24 protein-coding genes are annotated in these 24,247 nt (G+C 60.8%); 7 read left to right on the forward strand and 17 right to left on the reverse strand.

Annotated features, from left to right (window positions below; genetic code table 11):
- Nucleotides 1-110: 110 nt before the first annotated feature.
- Nucleotides 111-848 (reverse strand): IclR family transcriptional regulator, encoded by a 738-nt coding sequence (locus EOI86_RS12550; RefSeq protein ID WP_161973816.1) that lies wholly within the window; start codon nucleotides 846-848, stop codon nucleotides 111-113.
- 114 nt (nucleotides 849-962) lie between these two features.
- Between EOI86_RS12550 and EOI86_RS12555 the strand changes: the two genes are divergently transcribed.
- A complete protein-coding gene (locus tag EOI86_RS12555; protein WP_127765535.1) occupies nucleotides 963-1,853 on the forward strand; it encodes a dihydrodipicolinate synthase family protein in 891 nt (296 codons plus the stop codon).
- Nucleotides 1,854-1,979: 126 nt separating this feature from the next.
- Here EOI86_RS12555 and EOI86_RS12560 read toward each other — a convergent pair whose 3' ends face one another.
- The 7 genes from EOI86_RS12560 to EOI86_RS12590 all read right to left on the reverse strand — a co-directional run bounded on the left by EOI86_RS12560 (nucleotide 1,980) and on the right by EOI86_RS12590 (nucleotide 10,978).
- Entirely contained in the window at nucleotides 1,980-3,929 is a 1,950-nt protein-coding gene (locus EOI86_RS12560; RefSeq protein WP_161973817.1) for a DUF2207 domain-containing protein, read from the reverse strand.
- Nucleotides 3,926-4,507, reverse strand: a complete 582-nt coding sequence (locus EOI86_RS12565; RefSeq protein WP_240035660.1) for a LemA family protein — start codon at nucleotides 4,505-4,507, stop codon at nucleotides 3,926-3,928. The genes EOI86_RS12560 and EOI86_RS12565 overlap by 4 nt, the downstream gene beginning before the upstream one ends.
- An 89-nt stretch (nucleotides 4,508-4,596) precedes the next feature.
- The gene (locus EOI86_RS12570; protein ID WP_127765538.1) at nucleotides 4,597-4,806 is read right to left on the reverse strand and encodes a hypothetical protein; all 210 of its coding nucleotides are present in this window, start codon (nucleotides 4,804-4,806) and stop codon (nucleotides 4,597-4,599) included.
- Nucleotides 4,807-5,109: 303 nt separating this feature from the next.
- Entirely contained in the window at nucleotides 5,110-7,581 is a 2,472-nt protein-coding gene (gyrB, locus tag EOI86_RS12575) for a DNA topoisomerase (ATP-hydrolyzing) subunit B (RefSeq protein ID WP_127765539.1), read from the reverse strand.
- A 54-nt stretch (nucleotides 7,582-7,635) separates the two neighbouring features.
- The gene (recF, locus tag EOI86_RS12580; RefSeq protein WP_127765540.1) at nucleotides 7,636-8,874 is read right to left on the reverse strand and encodes a DNA replication/repair protein RecF; all 1,239 of its coding nucleotides are present in this window, start codon (nucleotides 8,872-8,874) and stop codon (nucleotides 7,636-7,638) included.
- A gap of 42 nt (nucleotides 8,875-8,916) precedes the next feature.
- The gene (gene dnaN, locus EOI86_RS12585) at nucleotides 8,917-10,017 is read right to left on the reverse strand and encodes a DNA polymerase III subunit beta (protein WP_127765541.1); all 1,101 of its coding nucleotides are present in this window, start codon (nucleotides 10,015-10,017) and stop codon (nucleotides 8,917-8,919) included.
- A 481-nt stretch (nucleotides 10,018-10,498) separates the two neighbouring features.
- The gene (locus EOI86_RS12590; RefSeq protein WP_127765542.1) at nucleotides 10,499-10,978 is read right to left on the reverse strand and encodes an Rrf2 family transcriptional regulator; all 480 of its coding nucleotides are present in this window, start codon (nucleotides 10,976-10,978) and stop codon (nucleotides 10,499-10,501) included.
- Nucleotides 10,979-11,066: 88 nt separating this feature from the next.
- On the opposite strand from EOI86_RS12590, the gene EOI86_RS12595 reads away from it, so the two are divergent.
- A complete protein-coding gene (locus EOI86_RS12595) occupies nucleotides 11,067-11,846 on the forward strand; it encodes a class I SAM-dependent methyltransferase (RefSeq protein WP_127765543.1) in 780 nt (259 codons plus the stop codon).
- A gap of 34 nt (nucleotides 11,847-11,880) precedes the next feature.
- Here the strand turns inward: EOI86_RS12595 and dnaA are convergent, their stop codons facing one another.
- The 5 genes from dnaA to mutM all read right to left on the reverse strand — a co-directional run bounded on the left by dnaA (nucleotide 11,881) and on the right by mutM (nucleotide 16,865).
- Nucleotides 11,881-13,311 carry a chromosomal replication initiator protein DnaA gene (gene dnaA, locus EOI86_RS12600; RefSeq protein WP_127766383.1) on the reverse strand — a complete coding sequence of 477 codons (1,431 nt, stop codon included), beginning with the start codon at nucleotides 13,309-13,311 and terminating at the stop codon, nucleotides 11,881-11,883.
- Between the two features lie 713 nt (nucleotides 13,312-14,024).
- Entirely contained in the window at nucleotides 14,025-14,285 is a 261-nt protein-coding gene (gene rpsT, locus EOI86_RS12605) for a 30S ribosomal protein S20 (protein WP_127765544.1), read from the reverse strand.
- A gap of 314 nt (nucleotides 14,286-14,599) precedes the next feature.
- A complete protein-coding gene (locus EOI86_RS12610) occupies nucleotides 14,600-15,376 on the reverse strand; it encodes an enoyl-CoA hydratase (RefSeq protein ID WP_127765545.1) in 777 nt (258 codons plus the stop codon).
- A gap of 114 nt (nucleotides 15,377-15,490) precedes the next feature.
- Nucleotides 15,491-15,916, reverse strand: a complete 426-nt coding sequence (locus tag EOI86_RS12615) for a hypothetical protein (RefSeq protein WP_127765546.1) — start codon at nucleotides 15,914-15,916, stop codon at nucleotides 15,491-15,493.
- Nucleotides 15,917-15,989: 73 nt separating this feature from the next.
- Nucleotides 15,990-16,865, reverse strand: coding sequence for a bifunctional DNA-formamidopyrimidine glycosylase/DNA-(apurinic or apyrimidinic site) lyase (mutM, locus tag EOI86_RS12620; protein WP_127765547.1), 876 nt, complete (start codon nucleotides 16,863-16,865; stop codon nucleotides 15,990-15,992).
- 126 nt (nucleotides 16,866-16,991) lie between these two features.
- Between mutM and EOI86_RS12625 the strand changes: the two genes are divergently transcribed.
- From EOI86_RS12625 to dut, 5 genes are all read left to right on the forward strand, one after another.
- Nucleotides 16,992-17,756, forward strand: a complete 765-nt coding sequence (locus EOI86_RS12625) for a class I SAM-dependent methyltransferase (RefSeq protein WP_127765548.1) — start codon at nucleotides 16,992-16,994, stop codon at nucleotides 17,754-17,756.
- A gap of 23 nt (nucleotides 17,757-17,779) precedes the next feature.
- Nucleotides 17,780-18,643, forward strand: coding sequence for a phytanoyl-CoA dioxygenase family protein (locus tag EOI86_RS12630; RefSeq protein ID WP_127765549.1), 864 nt, complete (start codon nucleotides 17,780-17,782; stop codon nucleotides 18,641-18,643).
- Between the two features lie 76 nt (nucleotides 18,644-18,719).
- The gene (gene ubiB, locus EOI86_RS12635) at nucleotides 18,720-20,282 is read left to right on the forward strand and encodes a 2-polyprenylphenol 6-hydroxylase (protein WP_127765550.1); all 1,563 of its coding nucleotides are present in this window, start codon (nucleotides 18,720-18,722) and stop codon (nucleotides 20,280-20,282) included.
- A 200-nt stretch (nucleotides 20,283-20,482) separates the two neighbouring features.
- Entirely contained in the window at nucleotides 20,483-21,718 is a 1,236-nt protein-coding gene (coaBC, locus tag EOI86_RS12640; RefSeq protein ID WP_127765551.1) for a bifunctional phosphopantothenoylcysteine decarboxylase/phosphopantothenate--cysteine ligase CoaBC, read from the forward strand.
- Between the two features lie 35 nt (nucleotides 21,719-21,753).
- A complete protein-coding gene (gene dut, locus EOI86_RS12645) occupies nucleotides 21,754-22,239 on the forward strand; it encodes a dUTP diphosphatase (RefSeq protein WP_127765552.1) in 486 nt (161 codons plus the stop codon).
- Between the two features lie 74 nt (nucleotides 22,240-22,313).
- On the opposite strand, the gene EOI86_RS12650 is transcribed toward dut, so the two are convergent.
- From EOI86_RS12650 to EOI86_RS12665, 4 genes are read right to left on the reverse strand one after another with little or no spacing between them, the layout of a single operon-like run.
- The gene (locus tag EOI86_RS12650) at nucleotides 22,314-22,499 is read right to left on the reverse strand and encodes a hypothetical protein (RefSeq protein WP_127765553.1); all 186 of its coding nucleotides are present in this window, start codon (nucleotides 22,497-22,499) and stop codon (nucleotides 22,314-22,316) included.
- A 51-nt stretch (nucleotides 22,500-22,550) separates the two neighbouring features.
- Nucleotides 22,551-23,159 (reverse strand): DNA-3-methyladenine glycosylase I, encoded by a 609-nt coding sequence (locus EOI86_RS12655; RefSeq protein WP_127765554.1) that lies wholly within the window; start codon nucleotides 23,157-23,159, stop codon nucleotides 22,551-22,553.
- 18 nt (nucleotides 23,160-23,177) lie between these two features.
- A complete protein-coding gene (locus EOI86_RS12660; RefSeq protein WP_127765555.1) occupies nucleotides 23,178-23,465 on the reverse strand; it encodes a YciI family protein in 288 nt (95 codons plus the stop codon).
- Between the two features lie 10 nt (nucleotides 23,466-23,475).
- The gene (locus tag EOI86_RS12665; protein WP_127765556.1) at nucleotides 23,476-24,078 is read right to left on the reverse strand and encodes a TetR/AcrR family transcriptional regulator; all 603 of its coding nucleotides are present in this window, start codon (nucleotides 24,076-24,078) and stop codon (nucleotides 23,476-23,478) included.
- Nucleotides 24,079-24,247 lie beyond the last annotated feature (169 nt).

Genomic DNA, 24,247 nt, shown 5'->3' on the forward strand with positions numbered 1-24,247 from the left:
CGGACAGGGAAGCGGTGAATACAGGGACCCCCGCAATCATTCCATCACCCTAACCGTCGACCTTGGCGACCTACAAGGCGTTTTCAAGAATGAATTCGAAGGACACCCTTTCATCCTTGTTCGATCGACAATCCGATCCGAGCTGCCGTCGCGGTCACAAGATCGGCCAGAACGGGAATACGCGATTCCGGAAATCGCTGTTTTGGCCCGGTAACACTGATTGCGCCGACAACACGGGCTTGATGGCGGATAGCCGCCCCGACGCACCGTATACCATTTTGCCGTTCTTCATCATCGACAGAATACCCGCGAGCCCGGATGATCGCCAATTCATGAAACAAACGATCTTCCTGCGTGATCGTGTTTTCGGTGAATTTCTTCCATTCCTTCACCACCAGCTTTCGGGCCGTTTCGTCTGGAAGTGCCGCCAAAATCGCCTTGCCGGTCCCCGTGCAATAAGGCGGTTCACGTTCCTGCCTTACAATTTCATTGCGATTGCCGTCCATTTCATGCCGATCGATCGACACGACATTGCCCCCGTCGAAAACGCAAATATGAACCGCCTCGCCAGTCTGGTGCATCAAGGCCGCAGCCGGTTCGCGCGCATGCCTGGGGACGTCCAGATCGGACAGAATTATGCCGCCTATGGATAGGAACCGCAGACCGAGCCGATAATCATCGCGATTCCGATCCTGAACGATCAATCCGATGTCCTTGAGACTGGACAGAACGCGATGGACCGTCGTCCGCGGCAGACCTGTTTTCTCGGCGATGTCGTTCAACCCAAGCCGCGGTTCTTCCGCCGAGAAGCAATCCAGGATCCGTGAGACTTTGTGAAGTGACTTCATAAAGGGCTGCCTATTCCGGTATGTGGAACAAGGAAGGTTATCCTTTGCCGGTTCGCTAAGTCTAACCATAGATTCATCCCATCTAATCCACCATTCGGAATGCGAGAGGCCAGCATGAGCGAACTACACGGAATAATTTCCCCTTTCACGACACCGTTCGACGAAGCGGGGTCGATCGACCTCTCATTGGTATCGGGGCAAGTGGAGTGGCTTCTGGAAAACGGGGTTCACGGTCTGGCCGCCGGGGGCAGCACGGGTGAGGGCCATGCGCTGAACCGGGATGAATACGGTGCGTTATTGGCGGAAACCGTCAAAGTGGTCAGCGGGCGTATCCCGGTTGTCGCCGGCATCATCGCAAATTCCACGGACGAGGTGATCGCAAGGGGCAAGCTTGTCCGCGACTTGGGGGTCGCTGCCCTGCAAATCACGCCGCCGTCGTACTTGTTCAGGCCCGACGACGATTCCATGGTGCGGCACTTCCAGGAAATCCACGCCGCCTGCGGCATCTCGATTCTGATCTATAATGTCGTGCCCTGGTGCTATCTTTCACCGGACCTGCTGTTGCGGATCATGGACGAAGTGCCGGGTGTGCTCGGCGTCAAACAGAGTGCAGGCGACATGAAGCTGTTCGCCGATCTGGTCAGACGTGCGAAACCGGCCAACCTGATCTTCAGCGCCGTGGATGCCTTACTCTATCCGTCCTATCAACTCGGTGCGCCGGGATCGATTGCCGCGATCCTGACCGCGGCGCCGGGGCCGTCGGTGAAGCTTTGGGACGCCGTTCATCGCCAAGATTGGGACACGGCACGGGATCTTCATGAGCGATTGATGCCGTTATGGGATGCGATCGGCCAAGACAATATGCCGTCCCTATGCAAATACGCACAGGCGCTTCAAGGCATCGATGTCGGCCTGTCGCGAAGACCGACGTCGCCGGCCACGGCGGAACAGAAGGAACATGTCAGGCGCGCGCTGGCAGGACTGGGACTCGTCCCAGGCAGCTAAACCCAGGGATATCACGGCCGACCCGCAACGTGGCGTGAACTGGGCGGGCTTGGTGTTCTGAGCCTGTGTAGGTGGCAGTTCCGCCGATTTGGCCTGGGCTCTCCGCCCGCCTTACCAGTCACCGCCTTACCAGCCACCACCGCCACCGCCGCCGCCACCGCCGCCGGAAGAACCGCTGCTGCGCGACCCGCTGCTGCTCGACGACGGGCGCGATGATGCCGATGCCATCGTGCTCACCATGCGGGACGAAAACGACTTCGAAAAATCAGTCGGACGCGTCATGCGACTATCCGTGCTGCGATACCAGGACGCTTTATGATCCCCGACCGGTATCGAGGCCGCCTTTGCATAGGCCAGGAACGTCCGGGTCCAGGCATCGTCGACCCCGAGTGCGATGGAATAGGGCAAGTTTTTTTCAAACATCGCCTCGCTTGGCGTTGGCATTTCCCCGATTGCCTCCATCCGGTCCCAGTCGGTCGTGGTCATGAAGACGATATAGCCTTCAATCTCGTCCATGACCGCGCGGCCGCGGACCGTCAAAGAATCGAGCACATCGAAGGAGCCGAAGACCAGACCGATCATCGCCGCGATCATCAAGGCGACCGGCAGAGAGGCCGTGAGGATCACGCCGGCGGCAAACAACCCGGCCGGGGCGGCAGCAATCAGCATGATCAGGAAGGCGACGAGAAAGCGCTTGCGACGGGCGGCCCCGCCCAACCGCGCTCTCTGCGCCCAACAGTTCCGCACCGTCCAATAGAAAACGCTAACGAGCACACAGAAGAACAAGGCCAAGGCGCCCGCCAGGACCTTTCCGTCTTCCCCGCCGGGCGCATTCAAGACGGCGCTGCCGATGGAGGCGACCGCCGCGAACACGACGCCCAAAAACCACTTGCCGTTATTTTTGCGGAAATAGGCTGTCGAATATTCATCGCCGACGGCCTTCATATACGCATTTTTGGCTGCGCCCAGCGTCGCATCGTATTTCGACCCCAGCGTGACTTCCTCGCCCTCGTCACCGCTGAACAACCGGTTCAATAAGGCCAGCTCACCTTTTGGCAAATCGTCCGCCGGCTTATCCGTTCGGCGCAGGATATAACGCGTGCCGGTGTTTTTATTCAGGTCTTCAACGGTGATGAACCCTTTGACCGCCAAGCTTGTTATCCCAACGGTCAGCGCCCGGGCCGGCGCCATGCCGTCGGTGAACCCCCGGGCGTAGATATGGCCGATAGCCGCCGGCGAGAACCCTTCCGGGGGCTCGAACAGCGGAATGATGGTCCCCGCTTGCGGGTCGCGCCCGACACGCCACCAGACAAGGAAAAGATAGCCCGCGAGAAAGGCCAAGCTGGCGGCGCCGATGGCGGCGCCCGGGTTATCTGTCAGCAGGTCCGAAGCGCGGTCGATGACACCCGGGACAGGAAGAAATCCCGGCGGCCAACTGACGGAGACTGTAACACCTTCACCGCTTTCAAGGCGTCTGGTCGCCCGAAGGGAGACCTTATTCCCGGCGGAATTCAGGATTTCGTAATCGCTTCCGGTGTCGCCGTAACCACCGGTATAGCCCGACATGTCGACGACTGCCGCGCCCTTGGGAAGGACAATGCTGGCGGTGACATTCTCTATCGGAAATGCCCAGTTTGTGCCGGTCAGGTTCCAGTAAAGTTCATCACTGTTTTCGGAAAACCGGATCTGACCGCCGACGCGGTAGGTGATCTTGTATCTGTGCGGTCCGTCTTCCAGGAAACGATTCTCATGGCCGATATAAATTCGGAAGAACTCACCTTCGGGGACGGTGAAATAGGGTTCAGGGTTGCCGTCCCGCGTCACCGCGAGAACCTCGTAATCGACCAAATCGAACAGGCCGGCGGCCGCGTTGTGGACGACCGGCAGATCGCGGAAGATGCCGCGTCGGATTTGGACGCCTTCAGAAACGACCTGGATCGTCTCTGTGACAGTGAGGTCGGCGGTCTCTTCAACGATAATCTGGATATCGTAGTCAGTGATCCGCTCCTCAGCAGCAGCATTGAACGCCAAGCCGAGCAGCAGAAAACTTGCTAGAATGCAGGCGCAGACCCTCACTTTTTCGACCCGAATTCGATCTTCGGCACCGCACGCTCGGAAGCGTCCTCCACTTCGAAATAGGCCGCGGTCGTGAAGCTGAACAGTTTGGCGACGATGTTGCTGGGGACGGTCTCGACCAAGATGTTGTTGTCCCGGACCGCGCCGTTGAAATAGCGTCGGGCGAGTTGGATCTGCTCCTCGATTTCAGCAAGATTTTCTTGCAGATCCTGGAAGGTCTGATTTGCTTTGAGGTCGGGGTAATTCTCAGCGACCGCGAAGAGGTGAAGCAGCGAGCCTGAAAGCATCCCTTCGGCTTGGGCCCGCTCGGCATCGTCCCGTTTGCTTTCGGCATTCGCGCTTTGCTGCCGAAGTTCCGTGATCTTCTCAAGGGTGGACCGCTCGTGCTCCATATACCCTTTGACCGTATCCACAAGATTGGGGATCAGGTTCGAGCGTCGGCGAAGCTGAACATCCACGCCGCTCCACCCTTCCGAAACACGTTGCTTGGCGGCGACTAGCCGGTTGTAGAGCGTGATGGCCCAGCCGATGGCGATCACAATCGCGGCGGCGAAAATATAAAATCCGTAGCCCCCCAAGGCCTGTCTCCTTTTCAGTGTTTCTGTCCGGCGCAGCATATTTCAGGGCGCGCGGAAGTGTTCAGTCTCACAAAGCCTTTAAATCCCGATCAGTCGTGATTGCGGGCGCTCCACAGCCGAAAGGCGGCCAGGATCAGGGCCAAGAGAGTGGCTACACCCCCCGCGATTCCGGCAAAAAGCGGGATCATGCCCGCCATTTCATCGAATCTTGCGCGGCCTTGGACCGTGTTCAGGCCCCAATATCCGAATGCAATCGCCAGAAGGCCCGCGATCAGCAGCAAAACGATCAATGTCTTCACCTATGGGCCATCCTCGTTATCCGCACCGACAGGGCGGCGTTGCCGCAGGTTTCAGGACGGTTGTGGCGTGCGGCATGAGCCCAGTCCATGGAGAGCGATCTAGACTATGACTATTACGTGTTCTTGGGAAATTGGTTATGACGTTGATCACACGGGTGTTGGCCACGTGCCGGCATCGGTGCCGGCATCGGTGCAGGCGCATGTTCAGGCGTCGCGTAACGGTCCCCCGAACGGGAGACGCGTCACACGACGAAGAACACTGGATAGAAAAGTTGGCCGGAAATAGTGGCGTTGACCCCGGCGCTAAACGTCCAGATTGGCGACCTTCAAGGCGTTTTCCTGGATGAATTCGCGGCGCGGTTCGACCACGTCGCCCATCAGGGTGGAGAAGACATCGTCGGCATCGTCCCCATGGCCGACCCGCACACGCAGGAGGGAGCGAACTTCGGGGTCCAACGTGGTTTCCCACAACTGATCCGGGTTCATTTCGCCCAAGCCCTTATAGCGCTGGATCGACAAGCCCTTGCGACCGTCGGTCATGACCGCTTCATAGAGGCCGACCGGACCATCGATTCTGCGTTCCTTGTCCTTTACCGTCAGCGTCGCTTCGGGCCAGTACAGGGCCTTGAATGCACCCGCCATCGTGCTCAATCGGCGGGCTTCCGCTGAGCGCAGCAAATCCGCGTCGATCACACACCGTTCGGTCACACCGCGCAAAACCCGCGTGATGGCAAACCCGCCATCTTGCAGGAGTTCGCCTTGCCAGCCGCGTTCCGCCTCAGGCTGCAAATCGTCGAGCCGCTTGGCCAGCGCGTCGACATCTTGCTGGGCCTGGTCGGCGCTTTTTTCCTTCGACACGTCCAGCATGCCGAGGATTGCCGCCTGTTCGACGAAGTCCCAACGACGCGCTTTCCGCACCAGGGGTTCGATCAGGCGATAGGCCTGACGGGCATCTTCGATGATGGCTTTCAGATCTGCACCACCCCGCTGGGCGCCGTCCGCCGCGGTCAACACGCCGCTGCCCAGCATGTTGTCCATGAGGTACCGTTCAAGAGCGCCGTCGTCTTTTTGGTACACGGACTTGTTGTCCCGCTTCACCTGATAGAGCGGCGGCTGAGCGATATAGAGATAGCCGCGTTCGATCAGTTCAGGCATCTGGCGGTAGAAGAACGTCAGCAGCAGGGTTCGGATATGGCTTCCGTCCACATCCGCATCCGTCATGATGATGATCTTGTGATACCGCAACTTTTCAATGTTGAAATCGTCGCGCCCGATGCCGGTGCCCAGCGCGGTAATCATCGTGCCGATTTCCTGACTGCTGAGCATCTTGTCGAAACGCGCCCGCTCCACGTTCAAAATCTTACCCTTCAAGGGCAGAATGGCCTGGAACTTCCGGTTTCGGCCCTGCTTCGCAGAACCGCCGGCGCTGTCGCCCTCGACGATGAACAGTTCGGAAAGCGCCGGATCGCGTTCCTGGCAATCGGCGAGCTTGCCCGGCAGGGAGGCGATATCGAGCACGCCCTTCCGGCGGGTCAATTCGCGCGCCTTGCGGGCGGCTTCGCGGGCGGCGGCGGCCTCGACCACCTTCTGCACCACTTTGCGGGCGTCCTGGGGGTGTTCCTCGAACCATTCCGCAAGCTTTTCGTTCACGATCGCCTCGACCACGGGGCGAACTTCCGACGAGACAAGCTTGTCCTTGGTCTGGCTGGAGAATTTCGGGTCCGGCACCTTCACCGACAGCACGCAGGTCAGCCCTTCGCGCGCATCGTCGCCGGTGATCGATACCTTTTCCTTCTTCGCAACGCCGGAACTGGCGGCGTAGTTGTTGATCTGCCGTGTCAGCGCCCCACGGAAACCGGCCAGATGCGTGCCGCCGTCCCGCTGCGGGATGTTGTTCGTGAAGCACAGCGTCGTTTCGTGATAGCTGTCGTTCCACTGCATCGCGAGCTCGGCGGTGATGCCGTCGCGTTCACCCGTGACAACGATCGGCGTGTCCTGAAGTGCTTGTTTGGAGCGGTCCAACCACCGGACGAACGCCTCGACACCGCCTTCGTAATGCAGCTCCACGACCTTGGGGTCTGCTTCACGCGCATCGGTCAGCTTGATCGTCACGCCGGAATTCAGGAACGCCAACTCGCGCAGCCGGTGTTCCAACGTGCCGAAATCGAAGACGGTCATTGTGAAGGTTTCGGTCGATGGCAGGAAAGTCACTTCCGTGCCCGTGTCGCCGCCGGAATCGCCCGTGATTTCCAACGGGCCGTCCGCATCGCCATGGGTGAAGGACATTTCATGCACCTTGCCGGCGCGCTTGATCTTCAATTTCAACGAGACCGACAGCGCGTTCACCACGGAAACGCCGACGCCGTGCAACCCGCCCGAAACCTTGTAGGAGTTCTGGTCGAACTTACCCCCGGCATGCAGCTGGGTCATGATGACCTCGGCGGCGGAAACACCTTCTTCGCCGTGAATATCGGTCGGAATGCCGCGGCCGTTATCCGTTACGGTAACGGAACCATCCCCGTTCAGGGTTACGGTCACCGTATCGCAATGGCCAGCCAGGGCTTCATCGATCGCGTTGTCGACGACTTCATAGACCATGTGATGCAGGCCGGTGCCGTCATCGGTATCGCCGATATACATGCCGGGCCGCTTGCGGACCGCCTCCAGCCCGCGCAGAACCTTGATCGACTCGGCGCCGTATTCCGCGCTTTGTCCACCGGTCTGGCCGCTATCCTGGCCACCGTCCTGGTTCGTGTCGTCCGTGGTATCGCTCATCGGTTAACCAACCCGTCTTCCATTGATTTTCATACTATACGCCAAATCGATCCGTCATGGTCCCGTTGCCTGTCCCATTGCTTGTAGGGAAGCACCGGCCACGCGGTAGGCCTGCGCGGATTGCGCCAAAGGTGCGAAAACCGATTCATCGGTTCCCGTCAGCCATGCCTGCGTTCCAAATTCGACGATCGCCTCGAACAAGGCGGCTCGCCGTGTTTCGTCCAGATGGGCTGCAACCTCGTCCAGCAGCAGCAAGGGCACCGCGCCCCGTTCCGCCGACAACAGACGGGCATGCGCCAGGACCAAGGCCATCAGCAAGGCCTTCTGCTCACCGGTCGAGCATTGATCCGCATCCATATCCTTTTCCAGGTGCCGAACCCGCAAATCGCAGCGATGGGGGCCGACCCCCGCGCCGCCGGCCACGGCATCCTGCGCCCGGCCCGCGGCCAATCTTTCCCGGAACGCGTCTTCCGCCGCCAGCGCCGGACCATCCCGCAGCAAGGCTTCGATATCGCCCTCGATGGCGACCACCGCGCCAGGGAAAGGCCCGAAGCCTTCCGCCGCGACCCGGCCGAGCCGGTCCGTCATATCCAGGCGCGCCGCGGCGACGGCCACGCCGCGTTCCGCCATCTGCGCCTCTAGCGCGGAAAGCCACGTTTTGTCGGCCCCATCAGGGCCGCGATCCTTCAGCAACCGCGCCCGGTCGCGCATCGCCTGCTCGTAGGAGGAAACACGCCCGGCATGGGCCGGATCGGTCGCGAAAATCAAACGGTCCAGGAACCGCCGCCGGCTGCCCGCCGATTCCAGGAAGATCTGGTTCATCTGCGGCGTGACCCAAACGGCGCCGAGATATCCGGACAAGGCCTGCGCGGATGACGGCGCGCCGTTGATCCTGACCGAGCGCCGGTCGCTTCCCGCTTCCCGTCCCGTGCCGATCTGGACCGGACCGACGATGCTGTCCACTTCGGCGGCGACCCCCCATCCGGCACCGGAAATGCCGACCGATCCGTCACGCCGGCCGGTGTCGGGAATTCGATCCATGTCGGCGATCCGGGCCCGGCGCAGACCGCGCCCCGGCGTCAACAGAGAGACCGCCTCCAAAAGGTTCGTCTTGCCCGCCCCGTTCGGCCCGATCAGCACGACCGGCGATGGCTCCAAGTCCAGGCGCAGGGCCGTATAGTTCCGGAAATCGGTCAATGTCAGCCGCCGGACGGCCACAGTTTCGCCGGGAGCAGACCGGGTATCACCGGTACCGGTTGCCCCGGTATGGTCCAGTCTTTCGGCTGCTATCATCAAATAATCTTTCCGGCAGGCCGGCGCCGCGCCACGCGTGCCTTAGACCCGCATCGGCATCAGGACATAGAGCGCGCTGTCGTCTTCCACGTCACGCACAATTGTCGGCGAGGAGGCGTCCGCCATTTCGAAGCGGGCCTGACCGCTTTCGATCTGTCCGGAAATATCCAGCAGATAACGGGAGTTGAAGCCGATTTCGATCGCGTCGTCGTCATAACCGATTTCGATTTCTTCCACGGCCGATCCGCTGTCCTGGCTGGAGGCCGACAACGTCATCGTGCCCGGCGCGATCGCCATTTTCACGGCCCGCATCTTTTCCGTCGCAATCGTGGACACACGGTCGACCGCGTTGGAGAACGCCTTGCAATCCACTTGCATCATCTTGGTATTGCCCGACGGGATAACGCGTTCGTAATCCGGGAAGGTCCCGTCGATCAGCTTCGAGGTCAGTTCGACCTTGTCGAAGGCATAACGGACCTTGGTGTCCGACAGCGCGATTTCGACATCGCCTTCCGACTCGTCGATCAGCTTGCGCAACTCGCTGACCGTTTTGCGCGGCATGATCACGCCCGGCATACCTTCCGCCCCTTCCGGAAGCGGTGTTTCCACCCGCGCCAGACGGTGACCGTCCGTCGCCACGGCGCGCATGATGCCGTCTGCCGCATGCACATAGATGCCGTTCAGGTAATAGCGGGTTTCCTCGGTGGAGATGGCGAAACGTGTGCGGTCCACAATCCCGCGCAGGATATCCGCGCTGAGGTTGAAGGTGTGCGGCATATCCCCACCGGTCATGACCGGGAAATCTTCAGTCGGCAGCGTCTGCAAAGTGAAGCGCGAGCGGCCGCTGCGCAGTTCCAGGCGATCCTCTTCCTTGCCGAGTTCGACCTGCGCGCCGTCGGGCAGCTTTCGGACGATGTCGTACAAGGTGTGCGCCGGCGCCGTCGTCGCCCCTTCCGTGCCGATCGACGCGGCGACGGATTCGACGATGGCGATGTCCATATCCGTGGCGGTCAGGCGCAAGGTGCTGCCCGACGCCTCGATCAGGACGTTCGACAGGATGGGTATTGTGTTCCGACGCTCGACTACGCTTTGCACATGGTTCAGGGAGCGGAGCAGTTCGGCGCGTTCAATGGTCAGCTTCATGGGTCGTCGATGATCCGTTTCTGTCCGGAGCGGGTTGCCCCACCCCATAATTCTGGTTTCGCGGATCCAGGTCCGCGTTTGCTACGATATGGCCGGCGACACGGACGGCAATGCCGCCCCACCGAGCCCCCCGTTCGGCGGCGCCAACCCGGAAGCCCCACACCAACAGCCCCAATTCGGGACCTGGGAGGAGCCGCTCCAGACACCATCCGGGCATTGTTTGCCCAAGGTTGGCTAGGGGGAACGGAAAGCCTGGAATTCGGCCCCCCGCGAACGGGAAAAAACTATATCACCTCAGCCCGGAAAGCCCAGTGTTTTGCCGCACAAACGCCGTTGCGCGCCGGGCAAAAAAAACGTTTTGAGGAGGGTTAATAACCCCCTGATTTCATTGATGTATTTTTACGACTTTTCAGCGAGCCCGAAACACCGCGCGAAACATGGCCGGGTCATCGCCCGCCGTCCGAGGCCGAAATGGGGCAATTTAGCGAATCGGTTGTTTAGACAAATTTTCGCGCCGCCGCGCGGCTCCGCCGAGCACGGTATTTAGGTGTGCATCGAAAGTCCGGCTCAGATCGGCAAGACTGACTGCGCCAAGCCGGGCAATCAGCAAATCCTCCGCATTGCGCAACGCCTCTTCCAACGCTTCATTTACCACCAATTCAACCGCGCAATCCGGATTTTCATGTTGGTTGCCGATTGCGAAGATCGTTGGACCGCCAACCGCGCGATGAACGTCCAGCAACGACACGCTCTCCAGATCGCAAACGATCTCCCAACCGCCGCCATGGCCTTTTTCGGACCGCACATAACCGGCCTTGCGAAGCCCCGACATCGTCCGTCGTATTACCGCCGAATTCGTTCCGAGCATCGCCGCCAGCGCCTCGGACGTCATTGGGCCGTCATGCCGCGCCATATGAAGGAGCACATGCAGCATCCGGGAAAGGCGGCTGTCTTTTCGCATCCCGACATAGTTTGCAAACCAAAGCGCCTTGGCAAGCCAAGCATCTTTCGTTACTTTTAAAGTTACATATGTTGGAAAGCTGAATGCAATGCGTGAATTCGATGATGCGGACCACTGGGACATTGCCGCCCAGCGTTACCGGCAAATGGCACATCCTTTCACCCAATTGTTTGCACAGGCGTCCTTGCGGCATGTTCCGCTGAACCCGGCAAGCCGCGTTCTCGATGTGGGCGCGGGGACAGGAGCGCTGGCGCTGGCCGCGGCCCAGACCGGGGCGAGGGTACTGGCAACGGACTTTTCGCCGGGAATGGTTGCATCCATTGCGGCCGAACAGGTTCCCAATATTGAAGCCAGGCTGATGGACGGACAGGCGCTCGATCTGCCCGATGCTGGCTACGACGCGGTCTTTTCCATATTCGGCGTCATAATGTTCCCCGATTGGCGCAAGGGTCTGGCGGAAATGTGCAGAGTCACGCGTCCCGGCGGATTCGGCGTGGTGGCCACATGGAAGGAGCGGGGGGCGGCAACCTTCCTGCTTCTTGGGCAAATACGGCAAAAGCTGTTCCCAGATCGCGATGCGATGACAATGCCGGAAGGGGTGTTAGCCATGAGGACGCCTGATGCTTTGGCCCAAGCCATGGTCGAGGCCGGCTATCGCGATCCCAGGATCGAGAGCGTTACCTATGATTTCATTCTGGAAATCCAGGACCTCGACGAGCCCGATTTGTTGTTCGGCTTGTCGCCCGATTGGACCAGCCTGAGCGCCAAGGAAAAATCCGACGTGATCGACGAGGTTCGCCGTATGGCCGGCACCAAAAAAACCTTACCAATTCCGTCGACGGCACTGATCGCCACAGCTATTCGCTGAGCGAGAGAGGCATCACCCGGCGGGAGACGGCCCCCTAGCCTTCAAGCATCCGGCGCAGCAGTTCCACGTCTTCGGCAAAGCTGCTGTCCGACTGTTTCAGTTCGTCCACCTTGCGCACCGCATGCATGACGGTGGTGTGGTCGCGGCCACCGAACTTGCGGCCGATTTCCGGCAGGGACCGCGCGGTCAGCTGCTTGGAGAGATACATCGCCACCTGGCGCGGTCGGGCGATGCCACGGCTGCGCCGGGCCGAATGCATTTCCGAAAGCTTCACGTTGAAATGCTCGGCAACGCGTTTCTGGATTTCCTCGATCGTCACGCGACGATCGTTGGCCCGCAGCAGATCGTGCAGGACCTCTTGAGCGGTTTCCAGCGTGATCGACCGTCCGACCAGGTTCGCGTAAGCAACCAAGCGGTTCAACGCACCTTCCAGCTCACGGACATTGGAGGTGATCTTATGGGCCAGGAATTCGAGCACCTTGGGCGGGATATCCGCGCTCATCTGCTCAGCCTTGGACTGCAGGATGCCAAGGCGCAGTTCATAGGTGGTGGAATGGATTTCCGCGACCAGACCCCAGCCGAGGCGGGATTTCATCCGGTCTTCGATTCCTTCCAGTTCCGCCGGGGACTTGTCCGCCGAAATCACCACCTGGCGGTTCTGATCCACCAATGCGTTGAAGGTGTGGAAGAACTCTTCCTGGGTATTGTCCTTGCCGGCGATGAACTGAACATCGTCGATCATCAGCACGTCGACCGACCGGAACTGTTCCTTGAAGGCCATCGTGTCCTTATAGCGAAGCGCGCGGATGAACTGGTACATGAACTTTTCCGCGGACAGATAAAGGACACGTTTTTCCGGCGCGGATTCACGCAGCTGCGCGGCAATCGCATGCATCAGATGGGTCTTGCCCAATCCGACGCCGCCGAACAGGAACAGCGGATTGAAGGGAACATTGTCCGCCTCTGCGACACGGCGCGCCGCGGCGAAGGCCAATTCGTTCGGCTTGCCGACGATAAAATTATCGAACCGGAAACGCGGGTCCAGCGGTGCGCACAAGCCGGCATCGAAACTGTTGAGCGCATCGGTATTGGCGGAAGGCGCCGCGGCGCCGTCACGTCCGTGCGCCGAAAAACCCGATGCGCCATGCGTCGCGGAATGGCCGCCCGAATGACCAGCGGAATGACTGGCGGATGAGGTCGCTGAATGGACGACGTCAATCGCCGTGACGGATGGGTTCTCGCTGCGCCAAAGTTCCAACAGCCGGTCGCCATATTGAGACTCGATCCAGTTCTGCATGAACCGGGTCGGCACCAACAAGTGGACGACGCCGTTGTGGAATCCTTTGAAGGTGAGAGGCTTGAGCCAGCTTTGAAACGCGGTTTCCCCGAATTCGCTCCGCATACGCGCCCGTACCCGGGCCCATTGCGCCGACAGCCTTTGTTCCATTGCTCCACCCAAATTCATCAGCATCTGAACCAACCGTCCGTCTCGATTGCCTCAACGCGAAATCAACACCCGACGACCGCTGCGGATGCTGCGGTCGACACTCATTCCTGACCAACCCGAAGCCGCCCGCTCAACCCGCCCCTCTATACCAAGGCCATCGGTCAAAGCTTTCCCATCGGTATCTGCCACAGCAAATTCCGTTTCGCGGCTTACGCGAAAATTAAAAAGTTCAATCTATGTAAAGAAGTAGCCGAGAGAGTTTATTTTAAGCTCTTGTTTTACCGCCACTCCTGCGAACCGATCCGGACAGTGCGGTGCTCCAACACCCTGCCCGGCAGCTCATCGGCATTCGGTCTGGGGACCTCCCTGCCGCCAGAACTGTAGCTAGACGGGTTTCCGGTGACAAGGAATCAAAAGACCGATTCGCGCAAATAAAACCGTTGACATTGCTCGTCTCGGGCTTCCCCGAAGGCGCGATCTTTCTAAGCTTTTGGAATCCGCATTCTTTCCTGGAATAGAAAAAATTTTACGCTTTTTGAATGGAAATCCGACCCAGTATTTCAACGCCTGGGCCGGACCGGCGCAATCAAGTGCGAGCGATGCGCGCTCCAGGCTCGAGGTCTTTTTTTGTCCGCAAACACCAAAAGCCGCCCGCAGATGCGGACGGCGTCTTGATAACCGTCAATTCGGCAAAGCGGTAAAAAATTACCGCCCTACCAAAACCGGCGTCCCTAGAGGGATTTGATCCGGGCCGACAGGCGGGACAGCTTGCGCGCAACCGTGTTGCGATGCAGGACGCCCTTGGTGATGCCACGGTGCATTTCCGGCATAGCAGCCTTGTATGCGGTTTCGGCAGCAGCCTTGTCGCCGGTTTCGATCGCCCGCTCGACACTGCGCACATAGGTGCGAATGCGGCTGACGCGGTCCTTGTTACGCACGGTCCGCTTTTCGATCTGCCGGATGCGCTTCTTGGCTTGCAGGTTATTGGCCATTGTCAGTTTCCGTATATTTCAAAACCAAATCGATCTCGCCGCGCCATACCACCCTTCGGGGCAACCCGGTCAAGGGTGCGGCAACCAGCGGACCATGTCTTCTTTTCCGCCTCGGACTTTTATCGGGCGACACCACTTAAGTGCGTCCCGTCCCGGCGACCGCGCGCTTATAGGGGTCCGGCGTTGCAGCGTCAAGACCGCAAAGCCTGTTGCGGGGCAATGATCCGAAGGAGGGGTGGGCGAAAACGATCGAAGGGCAGGCGATGTGCCCACCCTTCGAAAGTTCCGTATCCCACGAAATCCGCGTCCCGCAATCAGCGGTTCTTGAAGTTCGGCGTCCGCTTTTCGACGAAAGCGGCCATGCCTTCCTTCTGGTCCTCGGTCGCGAAGGTCGAATGGAAGACCCGGCGTTCGAATTTCACGCCTTCCGACAAGGTCGTTTCATAGGCCTTGTTCACGCATTCCTTCGCCATCATGACGACCGGCCGGGAGAGCCCTGCGATCTTTTCCGCGGTGGCGACCGCTTCGCTGATCAGCTCTGTCGCGGGGATGATGCGGCTGACCAAGCCGGCGCGCTCGGCTTCTTCCGCATCCATGATGCGGCCCGTCAGGTTCATTTCCATCGCCTTCGACTTGCCGACGAAACGGGTCAGACGCTGGGTGCCGCCGGCGCCCGGGATGGTGCCGATGGTGATTTCAGGCTGGCCGAACTTGGCGGTTTCGGCGGCCAGGATGAAATCGCACATCATCGCCATTTCACAACCGCCGCCCAGCGCATAGCCGGACACGGCCGCGATCACCGGCTTGCGGCAGGTCGTCACCCGCTCCCACCCCTTGGTGATGAAGTCCTGCAGGTAGACGTCCATATAGGACTTGCCGGACATTTCCTTGATATCCGCGCCGGCGGCGAAAGCCTTTTCCGACCCGGTGAGGACGATCGCGCCGATATTGTCGTCCGCTTCCATGTCGTCCAATGCCTTGCCGAGATCCGCGATCAGACCCGCGCAAAGCGCGTTCAACGCCTTCGGACGGTTCAAGGTGATCAGACCGACCGGCCCGCGCGTTTCGACTAAGATGAATTCGTATGCCATTCTAACCCTCGCCTAATCCCCGGCACAGCCGGGTCCTTATTTGGTTTCGGTATTTCCAGTGTATTCGGTCGCCGTTTCGTTACCCGTATCCTTCATCGGGATCCCGATGGGCACTCAATTGGGCGCCAAGGTGAACCGGACGGTTAAATCACCGTCTCGTCCGAAACGGTCGATATGAAGCTCTTCCCCCTCCCGGGCGAAACGCCCCTGTCCCAGGGTGCGCCAGCCGAGCGATTGCAAAGTCGCCGTATAAAAGGTGATCACGTCCGGCCACGCAACCTCTCCGACGGCATAGGCTTCGACAATCCGACCGGCCGGTGAATCGAATACCAACCCGGCATCCTCGTCCGCGGTAAGCCCGTCCATCAGGGGGACGTCCTCGAACCCGGCCAGAAAAGTCTGGGCGGAAGCCGGCTGCACGGAGGCCGCCACGAAAACCAAGGCAATTGCCATGGTGATCGCCGGAAGTAGCGCGGCCATGCGCGCCGTCAATAGTGTCAGGCGAAACGGTGTTCGTGTCGGACCTTTACGGTCGGTCATGTGCCCCCCTGTCAGGCGTTATTCTCTGTGGTTGTACAAGTGATGCGCAAAAGGCGCCCTCCATCCGGCGATTTTAGCGCTGATGACCGGGACAGAAAAAGGTCGACCTGCCCGATTGCACGATCCGGCGCAGAATGCCCCCGCAATCCGGTTTCCGGCAAGGCTCGCCTTCCCGCCCATAGGCATCCCAGGAATGCTGAAAGTAACCGAGCTCTCCATCCGCCTGCACATAGTCGCGCAGGGACGAACCGCCCGCCTCGATTGCCGCGGCGATCACGTCCTTCACCGCGGGCACCAGCCGTTCGGCCCGCCGCCCCGGAATGGTCCGCGCCAGCCGCTTGGGGCTGATGGCCGCTCGCCAAAGCGCTTCACAGACATAGATATTGCCCAGCCCCGCGACCACCGACTGATCCAGCAGCGCCGCCTTGATCGGGGTTTTCTTGTCCGCGATCGCGGCGGAGAACCCCGCCACGCTGAACGCGTCGTCCAGCGGTTCCGGGCCAAGTCCGGCCAGATGCGGATTGGTTTCCAAGCCGCCGGGCGGGATCAGATCCATGAAACCGAAACGGCGTGCATCGTTGAAGACGAGGCGCGCGCCGCCTTCCATCTCTACCCGCACATGGTCGTGTTTCTCGGCCAAGGCCCAACCGGAGTTATGGCCGACCTGACCGGAGGTCGCGACGATCGTTTCGGTGCCGGGATTGATCGTGAACCGGCCGGACATGCCCAGATGCACCATCCAGGTCCACCCATCCGCCAGTTCGATCAACAGGTATTTCGCGCGCCGGCCAACGCTGACCACCCGGTTGCCGTCCAGGCGCGAAACGAAACCCGGCGGAAAGGGGAAGCGCAGGTTCGGGCGGTTCTGTTCGGCATAGACGATACGGCGCCCTTCCATATGCGGCGCCAGACCCCGTCGGACAGTCTCTACTTCAGGCAATTCAGGCATTCGGCCCCTCTTCAAACCGGGCGGTAAAGCCCTTCATATGGGGTGTCTTGAACAAATCGCCGCATCGCCGTTCCAAAGCCTTTCCCGATATGGCTTTCGGGATCGGCCTCGGCTATCGTGCGCCACATGGCGACAGACAGCATTGAAAGCAACGGCGGCAAAACCGCAAGCTTCGGGTTCCAGGATGTGGCGCCCGAGGAAAAACCGTCCCTGGTTCAGGGCGTGTTCGAATCCGTGGCCGGCCGCTACGATTTGATGAACGATCTGATGTCGGGCGGCGTGCATCGGCTTTGGAAATCCGCCCTGATCGACCGGCTTAAGCCGCGCCCATCCATGCATTTGCTGGATGTGGCAGGCGGCACGGGCGACATCGCCTTTCGCTTCATGGAAGCCGGCGGCGGCAAGGTTTCGGTCTGCGACCTGACCGAAGGGATGGTCCGCGTCGGCCGCGACCGCGCCATCGATCACGGCATTCTGAGCAAGGTGGACTGGTTGGTCGGCGACGCGCAGGGCCTGCCCTTGGCGGATCGCTCGGTCGATGCCTATACGATCGCCTTCGGCCTGCGCAACGTGACCGATATCGACGCCGCCCTTGCCGAGGCACGGCGCGTCCTGAAACCGGGCGGGCATTTCCTGTGCCTGGAATTCAGCCATGTGGTGCTGCCCGTGCTGGACGATATCTACGATACCTATTCCTTCCGCGTTCTGCCGGCCCTGGGCCAGGCGGTGGCGAACGATCGGGAGTCATATCAATATCTGGTGGAAAGCATCCGCATGTTTCCGGACCAGAAGACCCTGGCCGCCAAGATGGCGGATGCCGGCCTTGCCCGCGCCGATTGGCAGAACCTGTCCGGCGGCATCGCGGCGATCCATTCCGGCTGGCGGGTTTAAACCTTGAAGAGGGGACGGCAACCATGCCTTTGACCTTGACCCAGGATGAGATCGAGGCCTTCGAGCGGGATGGCTTTCTGCTGCTGAAGAATGCGGTCGACACCGACCAACTTGCGGCCATGCGGGCCCAGTTCGCCGATTGGGTCGAGGAAAGCCGCACCCATAGCAATAACTTCGGCGAGACGATCAACGGCAAGCCGCGCTTCGACCTGGAACCCGGCCATACCGCGGACCATCCGCGCCTGCGCCGGGTGAACGCGCCGGTGGAGGCAGGAAGCGCCTATCGATCCGCCATGGAAGACAGCCGGATGACGGACGCGGTCGCGGACCTGATCGGCCCGAACGTCAAATTCCATCACAGCAAGATCAATTCAAAACTGCCGCGCACGAATACCGAGGTGAAGTACCACCAGGACTTCACTTACACGCCACACAGCAATGCGGATGTGGTGACGGCCCTAGTCATGCTGGACGACACGGACGCGGAAAACGGCTGCCTGATGGTGGTTCCCGGCAGCCATAAGGGGCCGTTGCTGAGCCTATGGCACGGGGGCAAGTTCACCGGCGCCGTCGACCCGGACATCGAAGCGGAACTGGCGAAGGACGCCGTGCCCGTGATGGGCAAGGCCGGCGATGCCTGTCTGATGCATACACGGGTGGTCCATGGGTCGGCCCCGAACAATTCGGAAAAGCGCCGGGTGTTGTCGATCTTCGTCTTCACCGCCGAAGACGCCATTCCCCTGTCGCCCAATCCGATGCCGAATGTGGATGAGGGCCGCGTGGTCCGCGGCCGACCGACCGGGCGGATCCGGTCCGTCGCCTTCGACCTGCAGGCGCCCGAATTGCCGCAGGGAACGTCCTTCTTCGAACAGCAGGAAGACGCGTGACACGCGCGGCGCTTGTGAGCCGTCGGGACAAATCCGTGATTTCCCAAGCGGACATATTGCTCTAAACCCGCACCTGATGATTACAGGCATCCACAACTGTTTCCGACTGATCGGTATTGCCCGGACACTGGCGCGCCACGACGCCTTGTGGCCAGCCCGCCGAATCAAGGCCCTGCGGTTTCCCGTTGGCGTGATCCGGCTGCTCTGGGGCCGCCGCCGGCCGGGCCGGGAAGGTGAACGGCTGGCCTCGGCCCTGACCGCTTTGGGGCCGAGCTTTATCAAACTGGGACAGGCCCTATCGGTCCGTGCCGATCTTGTCGGCGACCAGGTCGCCCAGGACTTGAGCCAATTGCAGGACAGCCTGCCGCCCTTCCCGACCGAAAAGGCCCGCGCGTCGATCGAAGCGGAATTGGAAGCGCCGATCTCTGAACTTTTCGCCTCCTTCGAGGAAAAACCCGTCGCGGCGGCCTCCATCGCCCAGGTCCATTTCGCGGTGACGCCCGATGGGCACGACGTCGCGGTGAAGGTGCTGCGGCCCAATGTCGAAGACCGGTTCGAGCATGATATCGCCTTGTTCCGCTGGCTGGCGGAGCAGGGGGAACGCTTCGTCCCGGGCCTGCGCCGCCTGCGTCCGGTCGCGGTCGTCGAGACCTTCAAGGAATGGGTCGAGACGGAAATGGATCTGCGCCTGGAAGGGGCGGCGGCATCCGAATTGGCCGGGTTGAGTCGTGACGACGAAGGGTTCCGTGTCGTCGCCGTGGATTGGCAGAGGACCGCGCAGCGGGTTCTGACGACCGAACGGGTTCGGGGTTTGCGGATCGACGATATCACGGGCCTGACCGCGGCGGGTTTCGACGTGAACGACCTGCTGGAACGCTCGGCCCGCATTTTCTTCCTGCAAGTCTTCCGCGACGGTTTCTTTCATGCGGATATGCATCCCGGCAACATGTTCGTCGATGGGGAAGGAAACCTATGCCCCGTCGATTTCGGCATCATGGGCCGGGTCGACAAACGGACGCGGATTTTCCTGGCCGATCTTCTGGTCGGCTTCCTGCAGCGCGACTACAAGACCGTCGCCCAGGTGCATTTCGATTTCGGCATCGTGCCGCCGCATAAATCCAAGGAGGCCTTCACCCAGGCGATCCGCGCGGTTGGGGAACCGGTGCTGGACAAGCCCTTGAACGAAATTTCCGTCGGCCGCCTGCTGGCGCAGCTGTTCAAGGTGACCGAAGATTTCGACATGGAAACCCAGCCGGACCTTCTGCTGTTGCAGAAAACCATGCTGGTCGCCGAGGGCGTCGGCCGGAAACTGAACCCGTCGGTGAATATGTGGACCATGGCCCAACCGTTGATCGAGGATTGGATGCTCGCTAACCGCGGCCCGGAAGCGCGTATTCGCGATGCGGTCGGCGAGACCATCGACGCCCTGCAGCGCCTGCCCGGCACCCTGCGGCGGGCGGAAGATGTGCTGGCGATGCTGTCGGATATCGACCCGGCGGTCGTCGCCCGGTTTTCCGAACAGGCCCGAAAAGGCGGGTCCGGGCCGAACCGGGTCTGGCAATCCGGTGTCCGGAACGGTTGGGGGCCGGCCATGATCGCCGTCCTGGCCGTCTTGTTCCTTCTCGCCTTCGCATCCTGACAGACCCTAACCCTCTTTAAGTAAACCGTTTTTCCGTTTCCCGGCTTCACGCCGGCGATCCGCGCCCGCCGTTAACTACAATTTTAGTCAAATCGTCGAAAACCGTTCCGATTCCGGTTCCGTTGTTGGATGCTTGCCGTAGTTGATCGCCGTCAGTACGGTCCTGTCGACCGAGAGATTGAGCCTGAGAGGCCGAGTCCATGTCCGAGACGCTATCGGAACCGAAGCGCGTCCTGCTGATCATCAGCGGGGGCATCGCCGCCTATAAATCCCTGGAGCTCATCCGCACCTTGCGGCGGGAAGGTGTCGCCGTTCGGTGCGTCATGACAAAGGCCGCCGAGGAATTCGTTACGCCGCTCAGCGTCGCCGCCCTGTCGGAGGACAAGGTCTATACCGATCTGTTCTCCCTGACCGACGAGGCGGAGATGGGTCATATCCAATTGTCCCGCAGCGCCGACCTTCTGGCGGTCGCGCCGGCCACCGCCGACATCCTGGCGCGCATGGCGCATGGCAACGCGAACGACATCGCAACGACCGTTCTGCTGGCCACCGACAAGCCCGTCATGGCCGCGCCGGCGATGAATGTAAGGATGTGGGACCACCCCGCGACCCAAGCCAATATCGCGACCCTGAAACAGCGCGGGGTAGAGATGATCGGCCCGGTGGAAGGGGACATGGCCTGCGGCGAATTCGGCTATGGGCGGATGTCGGAACCGGCCGAGATTGCATCCGCCATCCTGTCCCGTCTGCACGCCGCAACAGGTGCGCAGGCCAAGCCCCTGGCGGGCCGTTCGGCAATCGTTACATCCGGCCCGACCCATGAACCCATCGACCCGGTCCGTTATATCGCAAACCGGTCGTCCGGCCGGCAGGGCCATGCCATCGCCGAGGCGCTGGCACAGGCCGGCGCGGCGGTCACGCTCGTCTCCGGCCCGACCCGTCTGGCCGACCCCGCCGGGGTCGAAACGGTTCATGTGGAAACCGCGCAACAGATGCTGGACGCCTGCCTCACCGCCTTGCCCGCAGACATCGCCGTCTGTGCCGCGGCGGTCGCCGACTGGCGGGTCAGCGGCAAGGCCGATCAGAAGCTGAAAAAAGATTCGGGATCGTTACCGTCACTCGCCCTCACCGAGAACCCCGACATCCTGGCCACCCTGTCCAAGACCGGTTCCACCCGCCCCGCCCTGGTGGTTGGTTTTGCCGCCGAAACGGAAGCGGTACTGGAGCACGCCATGGCGAAACGGAAGCGGAAGGGTTGCGATTGGATTCTGGCCAATGATGTTTCCGAGGGGACCGGTACCTTCGGCGGCGACCGAAACCGCATCCATTTCATCGACGAGAACGGGCATCAGGATTGGCCCGACTCGACGAAGGTTGAGGTCGCGACGACCCTGACCGAAAAAATCGCCGCGCATTTCGCCGGCACCACCACCTGACCCTGAAATCGACCCGTTCCGAAGGAAGTTTTACCATGTCTGCCCCCCTGTCCGACACTGCCGCGGCCCAACCAACTACGATTGAAGTCGCCGTCAAGGTTCTGCCCCATGGGGAGGGTCTGGCCCTGCCCGAATACAAGACCGCCTTGAGTGCAGGTGCCGACCTTTTGGCCGCGGTGACGGCGGATACGGTCATTCCAGCGGGTGGCCGCGCTTTGGTGCCGACAGGACTTTCCATCGCATTACCAATGGGTTACGAGGCCCAGGTCCGCCCACGTTCCGGCCTGGCCTTGAAAAACGGAATTACCTGCCTGAATACGCCGGGAACGATCGACGCGGACTATCGCGGCGAGGTCGGCGTCATCTTGGCGAACCTCGGCGCGGAGGATTTCACGGTCGAAAGGGGCATGCGGATCGCCCAAATCGTGATCGCGCCCGTGACGCAACTACAGTGGCAGATCGTAGACGACCTGAACGAGACGGAACGCGGTTCCGGCGGCTTCGGTTCGACCGGCGTCTAGTTTTCAGACCCGAATTCAGACCGGATTTCGCCGCCACGCGCCGATTCCCAAGGCGGGCGTCGGCACCCCTTTCCTTAAGCGGAACGATTGTCGGACTTCGCTTCACCGGCATCAACCGGATCGTCGTGGTATCGGCATTCTTGGGACAGGCGGACCGCGGTCGGCAAAGCCGTCGGGTCCAAAGCAGAGCGCCTATGCGCCTTGATGCTGCTGCAAGCGTCACCGGGTATCCGGCCGCCGTCGGTCGTTTTCGGCCGCATCCGGCAGCCTTTTCAGGATCGTTACGATAGGGGACCCGCTCGCGCGCGGGCTTAGACCGGCTTCTTGAAAGCCTTCCGCGCTTTTTCGACTTCTGTGCGGATAATGCATCCCTCGACATGATCGTTGATCAAGCCCATGGCTTGAATAAAAGCGTAGACCGTGGTCGGCCCGACGAATTTCCAGCCCCGCTTTTTCAGGTCTTTGGAAAGTTGCACGGATTCGGGCGAGGTGGACGCTGTCTGCGGTGCGCCAAGGGAAGCCGGGTCCGGTTCATAGCGCCAGAAGAAGGCGGCCAACGAGCCTTCCTTCTCCTCCATCTCGACCGCGCGTTTGGCATTGTTGATGGTCGCTTCGATCTTGCCCCGGTGGCGGATGATTCCGGCATCCTGCACCAGGCGCTCCACATCTTTCTCCGTGAAGCGGGCGACCTTGTGATAGTCGAACCCCTTGAAGGCGGCGCGGAAGTTTTCCCGCTTGTCCAGAATGGTCCGCCAACTCAGCCCCGACTGAAACCCTTCAAGACAAATCTTCTCGAAAAGACGGATGTCGTCACCGACCGGGAAACCCCATTCCGTGTCGTGGTAACGGAAAAAGTCCGGCGCGGACCCGGCCCATTTGCATCGCGGCTTGCCGTCCGGGCCTTCAATCGTTTCGCTCATGTTTTCTTCCTTCCTGCACTATGCCGCTAGAAAAGCGAGGCGGTCATCCGCACGCGCCGGATCGATTTCCAGGATTTCCGCCTCAACGATCCCTTCGGCGACGAAGGGGTCGGCCTGGACGCGGGCTTCTATTTCTTCCCGGCTCTCTCCCATTGCCAGCAGGCCGCCGCCCAAATTGGGTTTCAGGCTTCCGACCATGGCGAAAACACCGTCGTCGAAGCCCTGTTTGATCCAGGCCTTGTGGGCTTCCATGAAGTCGCCGGCAATCGCCTTGTTGGCGCCGAATTTGAGCAGAATGACGAACATTTCAATTTCCTCAATGTTGTGTCGGACCTGGTGCGGGCCTGTCGGTTCCCTCGATCACCGAGGCCAGCCAGTCATGCATTGCTTGAACTTCACGGCGGACGAAGTCTTCGTCGCCGAAGGCGGTCGAGAGTGTCGCAACGCCCTGACTGCGGGCCAGGACATGCATCGCCAGTGCGTCTGCGTCCTCCACCCGGCCCAAGGCGTCGAACTGACGGCGCAGCCAAAGGCGGAACAGCGTGAAGACCCGGCAAGCGCCCGGTTGGGACGGATGGCCCAGTTTCGACAACTCGGTGGTCATGGTGCCGACCGGGCAGCCGAACCGCATGATGTCCGCCTTGTTGACGATAAGGATGTCGATGAAGCTGCGGATATGGTCGGCGGGGGTGTCGCCCGCCGCCTGCCACGTGTCCAACATCGTTTCCGTCTTGGTCAGGCGGGCGTCTATCACCGCGTCCAGAATCTGATCCTTGGTCTTGAAGTGGTAATAGAAATTGCCGCGGGAGATTTTCACCGTCCCCGCGATATCGGCAAAAGAGGTGTGGTCGAACCCCTGATGATAGAACAGCAGGTCCGCCGCTTCGACGATCTGATCGCGTGTGGCCTTTCCGCTCACGGCCAATCCCTTTCCGAACCTATGAAACAATTTAGGACAATTGTCCTATTTCCGTGTTTAGGACAACTGTCCTAGAGCGTCAAGAGCGCCCACATCGGAGGAGGGAACGCGGCGAGGGACGCGGAAGGGAACGCCCGGTATCGACGGAGCCGCGTGCAGGGCCTATAAG

Origin of the sequence: Hwanghaeella grinnelliae (genome assembly GCF_004005845.1) — a bacterium.
Taxonomy (GTDB): Bacteria; Pseudomonadota; Alphaproteobacteria; order UBA8366; family Aestuariispiraceae; genus Hwanghaeella; species Hwanghaeella grinnelliae.